Origin of the sequence: Microbacterium sp. K35 (genome assembly GCF_004794375.1) — a bacterium.
Lineage (GTDB): Bacteria > Actinomycetota > Actinomycetes > Actinomycetales > Microbacteriaceae > Microbacterium > Microbacterium sufflavum.
The window spans coordinates 1-14,702 of sequence record NZ_SSDM01000163.1 but is presented as its reverse complement, the minus strand read 5'-3'; the positions used below and the strand labels follow the sequence as shown (position 1 = coordinate 14,702).

Genomic DNA, 14,702 nt, shown 5'->3' with positions numbered 1-14,702 from the left:
GGGCCGCGGTGGCGGGGGAGCGCGAAGCGGTGCCCGCACCGCCGGCACGCCCGCTGCTGCTCGATGCTCCGCCGATCGGCTGCTCCGAGCACCCGAACGGGATCCAGAAGGTCTCGTGCGGGCCCTGCCGGACGGCCCGCCTGCAGCGCGACGAGTGGCTCGCGCGCCGCATCTACGAGGAGAAGCTCGCGACTTACCACAAGGAGCTCGACCAGCACGGGAAGGAGTGGGGTGGTGATCCGTTCTGAGGCCGATTGGCGGCTCTGCGACGAGTGGTTCGCGGAGTTCATCGCCGAGTTGGAGCAGTCGTCGGCACGGCGTCGTCGTCTTCGCCGGGAGCGCCTCGTCGCTCTGCCGGTGAAGGACGCGCTGGCGCAGGCGTTCCAGGAGAAGACCGAACAGCTCCGGCGGTATCTCGCCGGAGAGCGCGAGCGGTGGCTCGCAGAAGAGGGGAAGACAGCATGAGCGAGATCAAGATCGGCAGCTTCACGCCGAAGACGTTGACGGACACGGTGTACCTGCACCTCCGCCCGAAGGGCAGCTACTACGGGAACCTCGAAGGGATGACGGTCGTGAAGACGGTCAAGTCCACCGACGCCGAGGTCGCGCCCGGCGACTTCATCGTGAAGCTCGAGGTGTCGGTCCCGGCCGAGTTCTTCATCGAGGCCATGCCGTCCGCGCGCATCACGCTCGACGCGGGCCAGATCGTCCCGGTCACGTTCGCGCAGCAGCCGGGGGACGAGGACTGATGGCCGGCGAAACGATCATCACCGTCGTCGGCAACCTGACCGCCGATCCCGAGCTCCGCTTCACGCAGGGCAGCGTCCCGGTCGTGAACCTCACGATCGCGTCGACCGCCCGGATCGCCGATCGCGAGGCTGGCGGGTACAAGGACGGCGAGAGCCTGTTCCTCCGCGCGGTCGCCTGGCGCGACACCGCCGAGCACATCGCCGCGACGTTCACGAAGGGCATGCGCGCGATCGTCCAGGGTCGTCTCCGTCAGCGGAACTACCAGGACCGTGAGGGCAACCAGCGCACGACGTTCGAGCTCGAGATCCATGAGATCGGTCCGTCGCTCCGCTTCGCGACGGCGCAGGTCACGCGCGCCGCACACGGCAACGGCCAGCAGCGCCCGGCAGCGTCCGCGCCGGCGCAGGAACAGCAGTGGGTGACTTCGGAGCCGCCCACTGGAGGGGAGTGGAACTATGGCGACGACACACCGTTCTGAGCTGATCGACGAGCTCGAGAAGGCGCTGCGCGATGAGGTGTACGACGGCGGGATGGGTGCACTGTCGCCGGAGCAGCTTACGGACTACGTGCGGGGGCTGGCAGTGACCGCGGCGAAGGTCGTGGGCGAGGCGCACACTCCGACCGACGACGAGCGGGAAGGGATGCGCCGGATCATCGCGCAGGGCAGCTACTCGCGAGGCCCGGAGGATCTGCCCTATGCCGATGTCGCCGGTCGACTCGCTGCGGCTGGTTTCGGCTTCCGTCGTTCCGAGGTGGTGCAGGTCGAGCGCGCAACTGCAGGAGCATCACGGAACTGCAGGAGCATCGAGGAGCCGCAGGGCGAACCGTCCGACGCGCAGGTGACCGCAGAGGCGGTACGCAAGTGGCCGCACGATCCCAGCGACGCGAACGTTGCCTCCGCTCGCGCAGTCCGTCGGCTCTCCTTCCTGCAGGGCGCTCTGTGGATGCGTGCCGCTCTGCGTGCTGCATCCGCCGTCACCGAGCAGGGAGAGAACCGTGCCGCTGCGAGTTGAGCCGATCGGGCTCCGGGCGGCGAATGCCTACGTCTCGGAGCACCACCGGCACCACAAGGCGTCGCGCGGGCACAAGTTCAGCGTGTCGATCCGCGACGCCGACGGCGTGCTTCACGGCGTGGGCATCGCGAGCCGACCGCGCTCGCGCATGCTCGACCGTGACGGATACCTCGAAGTCGTGAGGGTCTGCACCGACGGCACCCGCAACGGCTGCTCGATGATCTATGGGTCGCTCCGCCGCGCCGGTGTCGCGCTCGGCTACCCGCCCCACCGGATCATCACCTACACCCTCGCCAGCGAGAGCGGGGTCTCCCTGCGCGCGGCCGGATGGGTCGACGACGGCCTCACAGGCGGCGGGTCGTGGGACCGAGAGGACCGCCCGCGAGAGGACCCGGCGCCCACCGAGACGAAGCGCCGTTGGAGAGCTGGCCGGGTGCCGGTGAAGCAGGAAGGAGCGGAAAAGTGAACTCGCTATCCGCGTTCCGGATGCTGGCCAGCGATGTGCTTGGGCTTCAGAGAACGATCGTGAGGCGCAGTAAGCGTCTCACCGCCGTCGTCAGCCCAGTGTTCGGTAGCGTCCCGATCGGACCTATCGTCTGCGGCCGCACGGGCAGTCTCCTCCTCCTTCCCGCTTCGGCCGATGATCTCGCGGATCTTCTCTCCGGTCGTTCCCGTCGCGCTTTCAACGGCCGTTGTCGCATCGTTGACTTTGCGTTCGACCGCGTCCACCACGCGCTGGGTGAGATGCGAGGCGCCTTCAGACGCCGCCTTGATGTGGTCTCCAACAGACATGGCATTGCTCCTTCGTTATCTCCGCCGGGATCGGCGGAGCACGTTCAGGGCCCGGAGGGACCGTTACGGCTGCGGTTCCTCAAGAGCCCGAAGATCACAGTGCCGACGAACAGGATGATTCCGATGATTGCCAGCCAGAGCAGGCCCTTGATGGCGAAACCGACAACGGCCAGGACGGCCCACACGATGAGCAAGATGACGAGGACGGTCCACATGTTGCTCACGCTACGCGCATCCGCACCCGATAGATACGGGTTCTGGATTCAGCCCAGCAAGCGCACCAAGATGAGTGCCCATCGCATGGTCATCACCGAGCCCGTTCCTGCGCTGCGGTCAGCGGAAGGAATCGCCGATGTCTGACCGTCACTGCATCCGGGGGTGCGTGCGCCCGGGCGAGCACTATGCCGCGTGCCGGTTCAGCGGGCCCGACTACGTGGGTCCGTTCCCTTGCGATGGCTGCGCGCCGCGCGAGTGCCGCGACGGGTCGCTGGTCTGCGATCGCTGCTTCGGCCGGATGAGAGCTCTGCTCGCCGACGGCCCCGACCTGATCGGCCGGGTGCGGTCGCTGGCGGACCCGATGAAGGCCACACCGACAGACAAGGCGCCCGGTGGCCGCTCATCCGCGACCGAGCCGCCGGCACCGATCGACGCTGACCTCATCGATGCGCTCGCCGTCCTCGAGAAGCTCGAGCCGTGGTGGCACGTCACCCTGTCGGACTACTCGAACGACCGCGAGGTGATGACGTGGATGGGTGAGGTTGTGCTCGACCGGCACCCAGAGGTGGAGGGGCTGCGCGACGGCTGGTCGGTCGCTGACGCGATGGCGAAGTGGGGGACCGAGCGCCGCACCGACGTGTTCGTCTACCCGGACGACGAGACCGAGGACGAGCCCGCGAGCGCCCCGGTGCGCGAGTGGTACGACCCGCTGCTGACGCTGCAGCAGGCCGCTGTACGGGCGAAGGTCGACCAGCGCCAGGTGCAGCGGTGGGTGCAGAAGGAGCACCTGACCGTGGTTGCTCAGCACCGGGGACCACGCGGCACGGTCATGAAGTACGTCCACGCTTCATCCGTCGACGAGGTTGCCGCACTCATGCAGGAGAAGCAGCGCGCGTCCCGATCCATCCCATCCGACGCGCGAACGTGATGATTCCGCGTGTGTCGCCAGTCGGTGTTAAGCTGTGCTTGCACCTGAACTGTGACCGAAGCCCTGCCGATCCGGCGGGGCTTCCGTCGTTCCCAGGTGGGCGCCCCGCCACCACACGTTCTCATCCCTCTGCAGAGCGACCGTTTCGCTAGCCATGGCCCCTCGCCGCCCGGCATGAACGGGAGCCCGGTCGAGGGCGAGCAGCCTCGTCCCCAGGTCGCATGATGCGCACATTCGAACGGTGATGGGCGGCGGGGCCCAGTCTTCCGGCCTGCCTTCGCTGCGGCGCACCTATCTCGCGCGTGGGCTGAGCAGGCCGGACACGCCCAAGGGCGGCCGGCATGTCCACCGGCCGCCCGCCGGGAATCACGCCTTGCGCAGAGCTTCCATCTCTTCGCCACTGATCTGGTACACGAGCGACACCTGCACCTGATGCCGAACGTCCGTGTTAGCTGTCGCAGGTATCGTCGCCACCTCGAGTTGCGGCGCTGCGATGACTTCGCCCACGATGAGTCTCCGCTCCTTTACGAGGTGCTCCAAGATCTTCCTATCCGGCACCTCCACCTGGATCACTGCCATGATGCTCCGTTCGTCCTCAGCCCAGCGCTTCGGTAGACCCGCATCGTCCCGTGGATGAGCAACATCTACAAGGCTCGACACGCGATCGCACCATAGATGAATGCTCGAAGGCTCCTCGGGCGGAGGGTTGAGGGTTCGCGCCGCGTTCCGGTCCGTGAGTGCGTCCGCCCCTCAGTCCGAGCGCCAGCGCCTATGGAGGTGTCATCGTGGCTGCGAAGAGAGTTCGGGACGGAAAGGGGCATCGCGCCTACCGCCGCCAGCAAGCCGCGCTGAAGCGCCGCACGAAGGCGGAGAACCTGCCCTGCGGCCACGGCTCACCGTCTGGCTGGGGATGCGGCGAGCCGATCGACACTGACCTGTCATCCACTGACCGGATGAGCTTCACCGCCGACCACGATACCGCGATCGCGAACGGCGGCCGCCTCGTCGGCCAGGTGCTCGTCCCGATGCACCGCCGCTGCAACTCGCTCAAGAGCGACCACGCCGCCACCGAGATCTGGGAGGCATCATGACCACGAGCAACCACGTCGACGTCGTCGTCGCTGAGGGCGAGCCGGGGGCCGGCTGGGAGGACCTGGCCGACGTGCTGGGCGATCCCGTAGAGGCGGTCGACGTCGCACCTGACCCGACGCGCCGCATCATCGTCCTCGCTCCCACGAAGCAGGCAGGGCAGGAGCACGCCGACGCACTGAGCATCGACCCGGTCGCGATCGTCACGCCCCGCAGCCCGTATGGCGCACGCGGCATGATCGCGGACGAGATCGTCGAGGCTGACGGTCTGAGCCCCGAGGAGCGGGACGCCCTGATGATCGAGGCCGCCCCGGCCCTCGCGACGAGCGGGGGAGACTGACGGCAGTCCTGCCGGTGGGCTGAAGATACGCCGTCGGCGGCCTCGGCATCCCGCGCGCCAATGGGTACCCATCGAATAGGAGGCGAGTACACCATGGCGACGCTTGACCTCGCCGACTTCTACCGCGGTGTGCACCGCATGTACGGTCGTGTCATGACCGCCCAGGCTGACCACACCTGCCCTCACTGCAAGAAGATCACGCACATGGTCTACGTGGAAGACAGCGTGCGCTGGATCGACGAGCGCTCGCGTCGGGTTGAGGCAGCCTTTCAGTGCACCGCGTGCCATCGATTCGTCATCGGCGGCACAACCCAAATCGGTGTGCTCGACGCCGTTGACGGAGTGCAAACTTCCGTGTCCCACGCGCACCCTCAGATGCGTCGCACCGAGCTTGCATCGCTTCTGCGACAAGGGGTGCAGTACTGGGAACCGATCGCGCCCGTCGGCATGGAGTATCACGACATATTGCCTGAGATCGCGGCCCCGGCCGACGAAGCGCATCGATGCCTGAGCATAGGTGCTCACCGCGCAGCCGTGCTGATGGCTCGAGCTGTGATCGAGGCGACAGCGAAGAGCAAGGACGTCACTGAAAGAGGTCTATTCGCGAAGATCGAGGCGATGGGCACGAGCCAGCTGATCCGACCACAGATCGTGCAAGCTGCGCACGCCATTCGACTGCTCGGCAATGACATGGCCCACGGCGACTTCGCTACTACCGCCGTCACCGAACAAGACGCAGCTGACGTGCTGCTGCTTATGGACGAAGTGCTCAACGACGTGTTCGCTGTCACCGATCGTCTGAAGCGGCTCCTCGCTCGCCACGAAACGGACAAGTAGCAACCTGCACGCGCTGAGCCCGGCGCCGGATCGTCAGAAAATCCAGGGTCGCCCGGTCGCTGCCCACCTCCCGCGCGGTCCTGGCAGCTCTCTCCGCAGGTAAAAACGGCGCATGGGGGAATTGGGAGTCAGGGGGAGTTATGGGACGTCCCAAAGCGCCCTGTGGCACCGACGCGGCCTACCGCCGACACCTCCGCGAGGGCGTCGAGGTCGACGAGGCGTGCCGTCGGGCGCACACCGAAGCCGGGCGGAAGTCGTCCGGTCGCAAGTCGCCCAAATTCGACGCGGCCACCGGCACCGAGCAGCCCAATGGCGACGCCGACACCACTGACCAATCCGGTGGCGAGACCGACGACATGAAGCTCATCGTCGACACACTCCGCACCGTGTTCAAGACCGTGGCGGAGAAGGACCCGACCCGCATCGCTCCCATCGCCACCGTGTTCCAGAAGGCGGTCGAAGCGACCCGCGGGCCAGTGGAGCCGCCGAAGGAGCTGAGCCTTGCCGACCAACTCGCCCAAGCTCGCGCCGCTCGGGCTGCAAGAGCCGCGGGTACGGGCGCTACCGGCTAGCCGAGTCGACACCCTCCTCGACGACGTCCTCGACATCTGTGACCTCGCCAACGTCCAGTGCGACCCCTGGCAGGAGGGCGCGCTCGAGGCGGTGGCATCCATCGACGCCGATGGTCAGTGGGCCGCCACTGAGTTCGGGATCCTCGTGTCTCGCCAGCAGGGCAAGGGCAACATCCTGCTCCCGTACGAGCTCGCCCACCTGTACCTGTGGCCGCGCGAGGACGGCGCACCGAAGCTCATCGGCCACACTGCACACGAGGGCGCAACGGCCCGCGAGGCATTCCGCCGCGCTCGCCGCATCATCCTGGCGTCACCGATCCTGCGCGCCGAGCTCGTCGGCGGTGGCAAGCAGACCGCGCAGGGCGTGACGGGCATCTCGACCGGCAACGGCAACTGGGCGATCGAGCTGAAGAACGGCAACCGGCTGGTGTTCTTCACGCGTACGGGGGCCGCCGGCGTCGGTGTCTCCTTCGACGTGCTGATCATCGACGAGGCGCAGCACACCCCGTTGACGATCCTCGAGGCGCTGCTGCCAGCGACCGACGCCAGCCCGAACAAGCAGGTGCTCTTCACCGGCACGGTCCCGAAAGAGGACCAGGACGGCGAGTACTTCGAGGGACTCCGCGACCGTGGCCGCAAGGGCGGCCTCGAGCGCACCGGATGGATCGAGCACACCCCGGTCGGCTCCGACGACCCTGACACCGCGGCGAAGATCGACCTCGGCGACCCGCAGACATGGCGCGAAGCGAACCCGGGCCTCGGTATCCGCCTGGCGTTCAAGACCGTGCAGGACGACTGGAACCGTATGGGGCAGACCAACCCGGATGCGTTCGCACGTCAGCGCTGCTCGATCTGGCCAAGCCGCCGCCCCGAGGTGGCCGCGAAGCTGTCCGACCTCGACCTCGAGGCGTGGAAGCGGCACGCCGACGAGTCGGCCGCGGTCGGCGGCGACGGCGTCGTGCTCTCGCTGGCCCTCGGACGAGGCGGCGGGTACGGCACGATCGGCGCCGCCGTCCGCGTCGACTCCGAATCGATCGCCGTCGAGCACCTCCACACCGCCGCGGGGACCCGCTGGATCGCGCCGAAGCTCAAGGAGCTGAAGGCGCAGTATGGCAACGCGCTCGTCGTGCTCGACGCGAAGAACGCGGCCGCCGTGATCGGCGCACTCGACGCCGCCGGGATCAAGTACCTCGCGATGAACCTCGACGAGATCGCCGCTGCACACACGCTGTTCATCGAGCACGTGAACGCCGGGCTCGTGCCGCACCGTCCCCAGGACGAGGTGACGCGCTCGCTCGAGCTGGCGACCACCCGCAACATCGGCCGCGCTGGTGTGACCTGGGAGCAGTCCGACCCGACCAAGCCCGTGTCCATGGCTCAGGCCATCACGTGGGCGCTGTGGGGCGTCCTGAAGTCTGAGGCATCCCCCAAGAAGCGCAAGCCGCGGCCGCCGGCAGCGGTCGTCATCCGCCGAGACGATGTCGAGCGCGACGAGGTCAACCTCGCAACGTTCCAGTTCTGAGAAGGAGGTCCGCCTTGACCGAGATCGGATACCAGGCGGACCCGGGCGTCGTGACGTGGGCGTCGCTGCTGGCGTGGGTGGGGGAGCGGAACCCGGACCTGCAGTGGCCGCAGTCGAACAACGTGTTCGACCGCATGCGCCGCGAAGACCCGCAGGTGAAGTCCGTGCTCCGCGCCGTCACACTCCCTCTGATGCGCACCGACTGGGTGATAGACGGCAGCGGATGCCGCGACGAGGTCACCGAGCATGTTGCGCGTGACCTCGGTCTGGCCGTCAAGGGGAAGCCGTTCGTCGCGCCGCGCCGACGCAAGGGGCGGTTCTCGTTCCACGAGTTCCTTCGCCTCGCGTTGCTCGAGCTCGTCTACGGTCACAGCTTCTTCGAGCAGGTCTACTCAATCGACGACAACGGTCTCGCGCACATCGCCAAGCTCGCCTGGCGTCCGCCGCGCACGATCTCCGACATCGAGGTCGCCTCGGACGGCGGCCTCGTCGCGATCAAGCAGCACGGCGTCGCCGGCCGTAACGACGTCCGCATCCCGGTCGACCGCGTCGTCGCGTTCGTCAACGAGCGCGAGGGTGCCAACTGGATCGGCGAGTCGCTGCTGCGAGCTGCATACAAGATGTTCGTGCTGAAGGATCGCGTGCTGCGCATCCAGGCGCTGACCGCCGAGCGTAACGGCCTCGGCCTTCCGGTCGTGATCTCCGCGGAGCCCCCCGAGGGTGACGACTTCGACGCCGCGGTGACGTGGCTCGACGAGCAGATCAAGAACAACGAGAAGATCGCGAAGGAAGCACGGTCGGGCGACGCGGCGGGCGTCAGCCTCCCGCACGGCTCTGACATGAAGTTCGTCGGCGTCACCGGCAAGCTGCCCGACACCGACCAGGCGATCCGCTACTACGACGAGCAGATCGCCCGCGCGGTTCTGGCGAACTTCCTCAACCTCGGCGGCAACAACTCCAAGGGCTCGTACGCACTCAGCGACGTGCTCGGCAGCTTCTTCACCGACTCGCTGAACACGATCGCCGAGCACGTCGCCGACGTCGTCGATCAGCACGTCATCGAGGATCTCGTCGACGCGAACTGGGGGCCGGAGGAGCCGGCACCGCGCCTCGTTCCGGCGCCGATCGGCGAACGGCAGCCCGTCACCGCGGAGGTCATCAAGGCACTCATCGAGTGCGGAGCGCTCGTGGTCGACGAAGCCCTGCGCGCATACGTGCGCGACCGCTGGGGCCTTCCGGTCGAGGCGCTCCTCGGGAAGGCCGCCGACAACAACTCCACCGCCGCCGAGCGTGCGCGTGCCGCAGCAGAGACCGCGCAGAAGGTGTACCTCGCCACCGACAAGGTGCCTCTGCGCCAGGACGAAGCGCGCGAGCTCATCCGACTCGCGGGTGCCGACCTGAGCGGCGACGGCCCCGACGTCCGTCGGATAAAGAACAACGAGCCTGAGGAGGCCGCATGAGCACCACATCGAACATCGGAGACCTGCTCGCCGGCCGCGACTGGTTCCGACTCCAGCACGACGAGGAGCACCGCTCCGCGTCGCTGCACGTCTACGGCACGATCGGCAGCAACGAGTGGTGGGACGACGTCGCGTCGCCGAGCCTCGTGCGCGAGCTCGACACGCTCGAGGTCGACGAGATCACGATGTACGTCAACTCGCCCGGCGGCATCGCCGATGACGGCGTGGCGATCATGAACGCGCTCGCGCGGAACAAGGCGAAGGTGACGGCGTTCGTCGACGGCCTCGCCGCCTCCGCGGCCACGATCGTCATCCTCGGCGCGGACGAGATCGTCATGGGAGCCGGTTCCCGCCTGATGATCCACGATGCATGGTCGATCGCCTGGGGTCAGGCATCCGTGCTGCAGAAGGCGGCCGAGCGCCTCGACAAGCTGTCCCAGACCCTGGCAGGGCTGTACGCGCAGCGTGCCGGCGGCGACGCCGAACAGTGGCGCGCAGCGATGGAGGCCGAGACCTGGTACACCGCCGAGGAAGCCGTCGAGGCGGGCCTCGCGGACCGTGTCGCCGCCCTCCACACCGAGGACGAGGACGACGCCGACACCGAGGTGGCGCGCAACGTCATCCCCATCCGGGACGCCGCCCGTGTCTTCGGGTGGCAGCACCCCGGCCGCGAGGCCGCATCCGCCCCGTTCATCCCCGCGCGCGCGCAGTCCGCCGCGCGCCCCAAGCTCCCGAGCTCGCCCGAGCCGGGTGACCCCAACCGAAAGGAAGAAGCTGTGGCTTACAGCGATCTGACGGCTGGCCTCCGTGAGCGGCTCGGCGTGACCGATGCCAACGCCACCGACGACGAGCTGCTCGCAGCCGTCGACGAGGCGCTCGCGGAGCAGGCCGACGACACGGAGACGGCCGCTGCCGCCTCCACCGCCCTGCCCGAGGGAACCGTCGCCGTCGACGCGACGGTCTGGGAGGAGACCCAGGCCAACGCGCGACTCGGGGCCGAGGCGCGCGCCGAGCAGGACCGCACGCGCCGCGACGCGATCGTCGACACCGCCCTGCGCACCGGCCGCATCACCCCGAAGTCGAAGGCCGACTGGCGCGCGCGCCTGGACAAGGACGAGAAGGAGTACGCCAGCGTGCTCGCCTCGCTCCCCACGAACACCGCCGTCGCGGTCAACGAGGTCGGGCACTCCGACACGCCGACCAGCAGCGACGACGCCCTGTACGCCGCGTTCACCGGCGACACGACCGAGACGGAGGCCTGAGATGGCTGACTACCTGCCCAAGTTCAAGCCGGGCCAGGCGGTGACCTTCACCGCGTCGGCTGACGTGACCGGAGGCCGCCTCGTGGCCGTCACCGGCAACCGCACAGTCGGCCCCGCGGGCGCCGACTCCGCCGCCGTCGTCGGCGTCGCGGGCTTCGACGCCAAGGCCGGAGAGCGCGTCACCGTGTTCACCCGCGCCGGCGGCGTCCAGCAGCTCACCGCGAGCGGCGCGATCGCGGCCGGCGTCAAGGTCTCCTCGGCTGCGGCCGGGAAGATCCAGACCATCGGCGCGACGGCCAACCCCATCGGCCTCGCCCTCGAGGCGGCGGCCGCCGACAACGACGTCATCGACGTCCTGTTCATCTGAGAGGAGATGACGTGTCTTACACCTACCCGGTGAAGCACCCCACGGGGACGCTCACCACGGAGCAGCTGCATCTGTTCCTGTCCAACAAGGGCCTCATCGCTCGCCGCGTCGCGGACATCACGAAGATGAAGTTCATCGCCGACTGGCTGCTCCCCGCGCGTTACGACGCGACCGGCGGCGGCATCTTCTACGAGACCGGCGAGCCGGTCTTCGCAGACGGCGATCCCGAAGCGGTCGGACCGCTGGGCGAGTACCCGCTCATCGTGCTCGAGGACGGCACGGTCGTGTCCGCCAAGACCGACAAGTGGGGCCTCGACACGATCGTGTCCGACGAGAAGATCGCCCGCCAGGGCCGCGTCCCCGTCGACCGCGGGATCCAGCGTGTGTCGAACTCGATCATCCGCTTCGTCGACTCCGTCGCCATGGCCGTGATCGCGTCGCGCGTGTCCAGCACGTTCAACTCGGTCGCGACGTGGGACACCGCCGGCGCCGCCGTCGAGGCCATCCTCACCATCCAGGCCGAGCGCGCCGAGCTGGGCCTCGGCTTCGAGCTCGACACCGTCGTGCTGCGTCCCGCGCAGTACGCGAAGGTCATCGCGATGCTCATCGACGACAAGGCGCTCCCGCGGGAGTCCGGCGCGACGGCGATCCAGGGCAACCTGCCCGTCGACGCGCTCGGCCTCACCTGGGCCACCACGCCGCATTTCCAGGGCGCCAACCCGCTCCTGGTGGACCGCGACAACCTCGGCGGCATGGCCGACGAGAAGCTCGGCGGCCCCGGCTACGCCTCCGCAGGCGACTTCGGAGTCGAGGTCAAGTCCATCCGTGACGACGACGCCGAGGGCTACAAGCTCCGCGGCCGTCGCGTCACGGTCCCCGTCGTCACCGAGCCCCTCGCCGGTGTCCAGCTGACGGGCACGGGCCTCTGATGGCCGGTCAGAACGCGCCGCAGAGCGGCGAGCAGAAGGCTGCGGCCGAGAAGGCGGCCGAGAAGGCTGCGCCCGAGAAGGCGGCGGCCGACAAGGCTGCGGCCGAGAAGGCGGCGGCCGAGAAGGCGGCGGCCGAGAAGGCGGCGGCCGAGAAGGCTGCGGCCGAGGCAGAGGCCGAGCGTGTCGCGGCAGCGGAAGCAGCTGCGGACACGCTGCAGGTCATCGGCCCCGTCGCAGTCCTGCCGCTGAAGGCCGGCGGCGAGCGGTACGTGTACCGCGGCACTCCGGTGGGCGACGAGTTCACCACCGAGGGCATCAAGCACGCCAAGGCCGTCGGCCTGGTCGGCAAGCCTAAGAAGTAACGAGAAGGGGGCGATGACGTGATCACGCACACCGAGATCGGCAACGATGAGGACCTCGCACGCGAAGTGCTCGTCATCGCGAACGACATCGCCCCCTGCCTCGCCTCGCTCGCCGACGGCAGCGAGGGACGGGCAAACGCTGTGTCCATCCTGAAGCGGGTCTACCGGGATTCCGAGACCCGCGGATCGCGCATGATCAAGGGCCAGCGAATCGGATCAGCGGGCGTGGACTACTCCGACGTCTCCTCCGCGTTCGAAGGCCAGCCCACCCGGGCCCTGCGCGCGATCTGCACGGCCACGCGCGGTACGGGACTCGCCCGAGGCAGCTTCCCAACCGAGCGGCCTATCAGCCGACTCTGGCCCGAGACATACACATCGTGAGCGGCATGTCCTTCCCCCACGGTCGCACCGTCTACCGGCTGCGCGCCGGCACCATCACCGACCCGTACTCCGGCGAGCAGATCCCCGGCGACTGGTCGGTCCCCGCCGTGCTCCCCATCCCCGGCGCGTTCGTCGCGCAGACGTCGACGTCGATGCTGACCAGCGCGACCCGCGAGCAGGCGCTCGAAGCCAAGTCGCTCTTCTGCGAGGGCGCGTTCGACGTCCAGAAGGGCGACCGGATCTTCACCGGCACCTTCGCCCCGCCGCTGCCCGACGACGCGACCACGGTTCCCGAAGGGGCCGTGATGACGGGGGACACGTACAGCATCGACGGCGTCCCGCCCGCGGCGGACACGAACCCGTTCACCGGCTGGACGCCGCCGCGAGAGATCCCGCTGACCCGCGCGGTCGGCTGACCGGAGGAGGATCCATGGCACGCAGCGGTGACACCGACATCGAGTTCAATGAGGCCTTCTTCGAGACCATCCTTCGGCAGCCGAGGGTCGAGGCGCTCGTGGACGGCATCGGCAAGCGTGCTCTGGGGATCGCGCAGGCCTCCGCACCGGTCGATACCGAGGAGTACCGCGACGGGCTGCACATCGAGCACCACGAGTCCCGCTACCGGCGCACCACCCGCGTCGCCGGCTCCGACGAGAAGACCCTCCTCATCGAGTCGAGGACGGGCAACCTCGCCCGCGCGCTGAAGCAGGCCAAGCAATGAGAGTCACGCCCCCGGATCTCGAGTTGTGGCTGACCGGCTACGTGCGCGCACTCGCCGCGGCCGAGGGGCTGGAGGTCTCGGTGTCGAACAAGGAGCCGCCCAAGCTCACCGTGCCGATGACCCGGTCGCTCATCGTCATCCGTGACGACTCCGGCCCACGGCTCTCGCACGTGACCTTCGAGCGTTCCATCGGGGCATCCGTGCTCGCCGGGACCCGGCTGAACGACAAGCCCGCGAACGACCTCGCGCTCTGGCTCGCCGGCGTCCTGTTCGATCTCGATCTCCCCCTTGGGCTGGACGTGCCGCCCCCGATCTCCGCACCGCCGATCGCCGCCGTCGACCCGTCGGGGTGCAACGGCCCGTATGCGGTCCCCGAACAGCTCGACGTCGCCCGCCGTTACCTGACGGCGCAGTACGTCGCGGCCGGCTCCTGGTGAGCCATCACCCGACACACGGATACGTCGGCAGTCGACGTGACCGTTCCACCCCATCCGGCCTCGCACCTGCGGGGCCTTCTTCATGTGAAGGAGAACACCCATGACTGCCGATTCCCAGGGCAACGACCTCGCGGCCGTTGGCGTTCCGATCACCGGTATGGGCGCGTTCGCCCCGGTCGATCTCGCCAACGTCATCGCGAAGGAAGCGCTCGGCGCGAGCCCGCTCGTGCTGCCGGCGGCCGCTCGCCGCCTCGGTCTGTACAAGGTCGACGGCGGGCCCGCGCCCTCGCGCGAGACCGGCGACGCGATCGAGTTCTTCCAGAAGGGCTACACGCTCGCTGGTGAGGGCACCCGCGCCGTCGTCATCAACCTCGCCGAGCAGAACGCCGCCGTGATGGCGCTCACCGAGGGCGCCGAGCCCGACGAGAACGGCGTGATCGAGGTCTCGTCGTCGCTGCCCGGCAACCGCTTCATCCTCTACGTCGTCACCCGCTACCGCGGCGGCCTCGAGAAGCGGCAGGTCGGCGTCGCGTCGGTCACGGCCGTCGAGCCCGACCAGCAGACGCGCGGCGAGGTCGAGGGCATCGCGGTGACGTTCACCTGGCAGGAGGACGAGCTGTTCAACGGCGCGCCGTTCTGGCAGTGGGGCCCCGCAATCCCCGGCTCCGTCGCGGCGACCGGCGTCACGGCCGGCACCCCCGGCGCGTTCACCCCCGCCGGGGGT

General features: G+C 68.7%; 25 protein-coding genes. 22 read left to right on the top strand and 3 right to left on the bottom strand.

Annotated features, from left to right (window positions below; translation table 11 throughout):
- The 6 genes from DW299_RS06040 to DW299_RS06015 all read left to right on the top strand — a co-directional run.
- Positions 1 to 248, top strand: a 248-nt coding sequence (locus DW299_RS06040; RefSeq protein WP_205814334.1) for a hypothetical protein, incomplete at its 5' end; no start/stop codon positions are given.
- Positions 235 to 465 carry a hypothetical protein gene (locus DW299_RS06035; protein WP_136036040.1) on the top strand — a complete coding sequence of 77 codons (231 nt, stop codon included), beginning with the start codon at positions 235 to 237 and terminating at the stop codon, positions 463 to 465. The genes DW299_RS06040 and DW299_RS06035, both read left to right, overlap by 14 nt.
- Positions 462 to 749 carry a hypothetical protein gene (locus DW299_RS06030; protein ID WP_136036039.1) on the top strand — a complete coding sequence of 96 codons (288 nt, stop codon included), beginning with the start codon at positions 462 to 464 and terminating at the stop codon, positions 747 to 749. The genes DW299_RS06035 and DW299_RS06030 overlap by 4 nt, the downstream gene beginning before the upstream one ends.
- Positions 749 to 1,228 carry a single-stranded DNA-binding protein gene (locus tag DW299_RS06025; RefSeq protein ID WP_136036038.1) on the top strand — a complete coding sequence of 160 codons (480 nt, stop codon included), beginning with the start codon at positions 749 to 751 and terminating at the stop codon, positions 1,226 to 1,228. The genes DW299_RS06030 and DW299_RS06025 overlap by 1 nt, the downstream gene beginning before the upstream one ends.
- Positions 1,206 to 1,763 carry a hypothetical protein gene (locus DW299_RS06020; protein WP_136036037.1) on the top strand — a complete coding sequence of 186 codons (558 nt, stop codon included), beginning with the start codon at positions 1,206 to 1,208 and terminating at the stop codon, positions 1,761 to 1,763. Before DW299_RS06025 ends, DW299_RS06020 begins: the two co-directional genes overlap by 23 nt.
- Entirely contained in the window at positions 1,747 to 2,229 is a 483-nt protein-coding gene (locus DW299_RS06015) for an XF1762 family protein (RefSeq protein WP_136036036.1), read from the top strand. Before DW299_RS06020 ends, DW299_RS06015 begins: the two co-directional genes overlap by 17 nt.
- Positions 2,230 to 2,234: 5 nt before the next feature.
- On the opposite strand, the gene DW299_RS06010 is transcribed toward DW299_RS06015, so the two are convergent.
- Positions 2,235 to 2,555, bottom strand: coding sequence for a hypothetical protein (locus tag DW299_RS06010; RefSeq protein ID WP_136036035.1), 321 nt, complete (start codon positions 2,553 to 2,555; stop codon positions 2,235 to 2,237).
- A gap of 44 nt (positions 2,556 to 2,599) precedes the next feature.
- Positions 2,600 to 2,779 (bottom strand): hypothetical protein, encoded by a 180-nt coding sequence (locus DW299_RS06005; protein WP_136036034.1) that lies wholly within the window; start codon positions 2,777 to 2,779, stop codon positions 2,600 to 2,602.
- A gap of 290 nt (positions 2,780 to 3,069) precedes the next feature.
- Between DW299_RS06005 and DW299_RS06000 the strand changes: the two genes are divergently transcribed.
- Positions 3,070 to 3,699: a hypothetical protein gene (locus DW299_RS06000; RefSeq protein WP_136036033.1), complete on the top strand. Its 630-nt coding sequence runs from the start codon at positions 3,070 to 3,072 to the stop codon at positions 3,697 to 3,699.
- A 366-nt stretch (positions 3,700 to 4,065) separates the two neighbouring features.
- Here DW299_RS06000 and DW299_RS05995 read toward each other — a convergent pair whose 3' ends face one another.
- Positions 4,066 to 4,278, bottom strand: a complete 213-nt coding sequence (locus DW299_RS05995; RefSeq protein ID WP_136036032.1) for a hypothetical protein — start codon at positions 4,276 to 4,278, stop codon at positions 4,066 to 4,068.
- A gap of 206 nt (positions 4,279 to 4,484) precedes the next feature.
- Here DW299_RS05995 and DW299_RS05990 point away from each other — a divergent pair, with 206 nt between their 5' ends.
- From DW299_RS05990 to DW299_RS05920, 15 genes are all read left to right on the top strand, one after another.
- Positions 4,485 to 4,790 carry a hypothetical protein gene (locus DW299_RS05990; protein WP_136036031.1) on the top strand — a complete coding sequence of 102 codons (306 nt, stop codon included), beginning with the start codon at positions 4,485 to 4,487 and terminating at the stop codon, positions 4,788 to 4,790.
- Positions 4,787 to 5,128, top strand: coding sequence for a hypothetical protein (locus DW299_RS05985; RefSeq protein ID WP_136036030.1), 342 nt, complete (start codon positions 4,787 to 4,789; stop codon positions 5,126 to 5,128). The genes DW299_RS05990 and DW299_RS05985 overlap by 4 nt, the downstream gene beginning before the upstream one ends.
- 93 nt (positions 5,129 to 5,221) lie before the next feature.
- A complete protein-coding gene (locus tag DW299_RS05980) occupies positions 5,222 to 5,965 on the top strand; it encodes a DUF4145 domain-containing protein (protein ID WP_168443085.1) in 744 nt (247 codons plus the stop codon).
- Between the two features lie 140 nt (positions 5,966 to 6,105).
- A complete protein-coding gene (locus tag DW299_RS05975) occupies positions 6,106 to 6,537 on the top strand; it encodes a hypothetical protein (protein ID WP_136036028.1) in 432 nt (143 codons plus the stop codon).
- On the top strand, positions 6,467 to 8,059 hold the full coding sequence (locus DW299_RS05970) for a hypothetical protein (RefSeq protein WP_168443084.1): 1,593 nt from the start codon (positions 6,467 to 6,469) through the stop codon (positions 8,057 to 8,059). Before DW299_RS05975 ends, DW299_RS05970 begins: the two co-directional genes overlap by 71 nt.
- Before the next feature lie 14 nt (positions 8,060 to 8,073).
- Positions 8,074 to 9,519 carry a phage portal protein family protein gene (locus DW299_RS05965; RefSeq protein ID WP_136036026.1) on the top strand — a complete coding sequence of 482 codons (1,446 nt, stop codon included), beginning with the start codon at positions 8,074 to 8,076 and terminating at the stop codon, positions 9,517 to 9,519.
- The gene (locus DW299_RS05960; protein ID WP_136036025.1) at positions 9,516 to 10,781 is read left to right on the top strand and encodes a head maturation protease, ClpP-related; all 1,266 of its coding nucleotides are present in this window, start codon (positions 9,516 to 9,518) and stop codon (positions 10,779 to 10,781) included. The genes DW299_RS05965 and DW299_RS05960 overlap by 4 nt, the downstream gene beginning before the upstream one ends.
- 1 nt (position 10,782) lies before the next feature.
- Entirely contained in the window at positions 10,783 to 11,148 is a 366-nt protein-coding gene (locus DW299_RS05955) for a DUF2190 family protein (protein WP_136036024.1), read from the top strand.
- 11 nt (positions 11,149 to 11,159) lie between these two features.
- A complete protein-coding gene (locus tag DW299_RS05950; RefSeq protein ID WP_240745327.1) occupies positions 11,160 to 12,077 on the top strand; it encodes a phage major capsid protein in 918 nt (305 codons plus the stop codon).
- Positions 12,077 to 12,439, top strand: a complete 363-nt coding sequence (locus DW299_RS19375) for a hypothetical protein (protein WP_205814333.1) — start codon at positions 12,077 to 12,079, stop codon at positions 12,437 to 12,439. The genes DW299_RS05950 and DW299_RS19375 overlap by 1 nt, the downstream gene beginning before the upstream one ends.
- An 18-nt stretch (positions 12,440 to 12,457) precedes the next feature.
- Complete coding sequence (locus DW299_RS05940; protein ID WP_136036023.1) at positions 12,458 to 12,820, top strand: hypothetical protein; 363 nt, start codon at positions 12,458 to 12,460, stop codon at positions 12,818 to 12,820.
- A gap of 5 nt (positions 12,821 to 12,825) precedes the next feature.
- Positions 12,826 to 13,236 (top strand): hypothetical protein, encoded by a 411-nt coding sequence (locus tag DW299_RS05935; protein ID WP_136036022.1) that lies wholly within the window; start codon positions 12,826 to 12,828, stop codon positions 13,234 to 13,236.
- Positions 13,237 to 13,250: 14 nt separating this feature from the next.
- Entirely contained in the window at positions 13,251 to 13,541 is a 291-nt protein-coding gene (locus DW299_RS05930; RefSeq protein WP_136036021.1) for an HK97 gp10 family phage protein, read from the top strand.
- Complete coding sequence (locus DW299_RS05925) at positions 13,538 to 13,978, top strand: hypothetical protein (protein WP_136036020.1); 441 nt, start codon at positions 13,538 to 13,540, stop codon at positions 13,976 to 13,978. The genes DW299_RS05930 and DW299_RS05925 overlap by 4 nt, the downstream gene beginning before the upstream one ends.
- Before the next feature lie 100 nt (positions 13,979 to 14,078).
- Positions 14,079 to 14,702, top strand: a 624-nt coding sequence (locus DW299_RS05920; RefSeq protein WP_136036019.1) for a hypothetical protein, incomplete at its 3' end; no start/stop codon positions are given.

Excerpts from the sequence above, each read along its gene's own strand:
- DW299_RS05960 (WP_136036025.1), top strand. The coding sequence starts at position 9,516 with ATGAGCACCACATCGAACATCGGAGACCTGCTCGCCGGCCGCGACTGG.
- DW299_RS05955 (WP_136036024.1), top strand. The coding sequence starts at position 10,783 with ATGGCTGACTACCTGCCCAAGTTCAAGCCGGGCCAGGCGGTGACCTTC.
- DW299_RS05935 (WP_136036022.1), top strand. The coding sequence starts at position 12,826 with ATGTCCTTCCCCCACGGTCGCACCGTCTACCGGCTGCGCGCCGGCACC.
- DW299_RS05975 (WP_136036028.1), top strand. The coding sequence starts at position 6,106 with ATGGGACGTCCCAAAGCGCCCTGTGGCACCGACGCGGCCTACCGCCGA.
- DW299_RS06000 (WP_136036033.1), top strand. The coding sequence starts at position 3,070 with ATGAGAGCTCTGCTCGCCGACGGCCCCGACCTGATCGGCCGGGTGCGG.
- DW299_RS06025 (WP_136036038.1), top strand. The coding sequence starts at position 749 with ATGGCCGGCGAAACGATCATCACCGTCGTCGGCAACCTGACCGCCGAT.
- DW299_RS06030 (WP_136036039.1), top strand. The coding sequence starts at position 462 with ATGAGCGAGATCAAGATCGGCAGCTTCACGCCGAAGACGTTGACGGAC.
- DW299_RS06010 (WP_136036035.1), bottom strand. The coding sequence starts at position 2,555 with ATGTCTGTTGGAGACCACATCAAGGCGGCGTCTGAAGGCGCCTCGCAT.
- DW299_RS19375 (WP_205814333.1), top strand. The coding sequence starts at position 12,077 with ATGGCCGGTCAGAACGCGCCGCAGAGCGGCGAGCAGAAGGCTGCGGCC.
- DW299_RS05980 (WP_168443085.1), top strand. The coding sequence starts at position 5,222 with ATGGCGACGCTTGACCTCGCCGACTTCTACCGCGGTGTGCACCGCATG.
- DW299_RS05930 (WP_136036021.1), top strand. The coding sequence starts at position 13,251 with ATGGCACGCAGCGGTGACACCGACATCGAGTTCAATGAGGCCTTCTTC.
- DW299_RS05925 (WP_136036020.1), top strand. The coding sequence starts at position 13,538 with ATGAGAGTCACGCCCCCGGATCTCGAGTTGTGGCTGACCGGCTACGTG.
- DW299_RS05985 (WP_136036030.1), top strand. The coding sequence starts at position 4,787 with ATGACCACGAGCAACCACGTCGACGTCGTCGTCGCTGAGGGCGAGCCG.
- DW299_RS06020 (WP_136036037.1), top strand. The coding sequence starts at position 1,206 with ATGGCGACGACACACCGTTCTGAGCTGATCGACGAGCTCGAGAAGGCG.
- DW299_RS05995 (WP_136036032.1), bottom strand. The coding sequence starts at position 4,278 with ATGGCAGTGATCCAGGTGGAGGTGCCGGATAGGAAGATCTTGGAGCAC.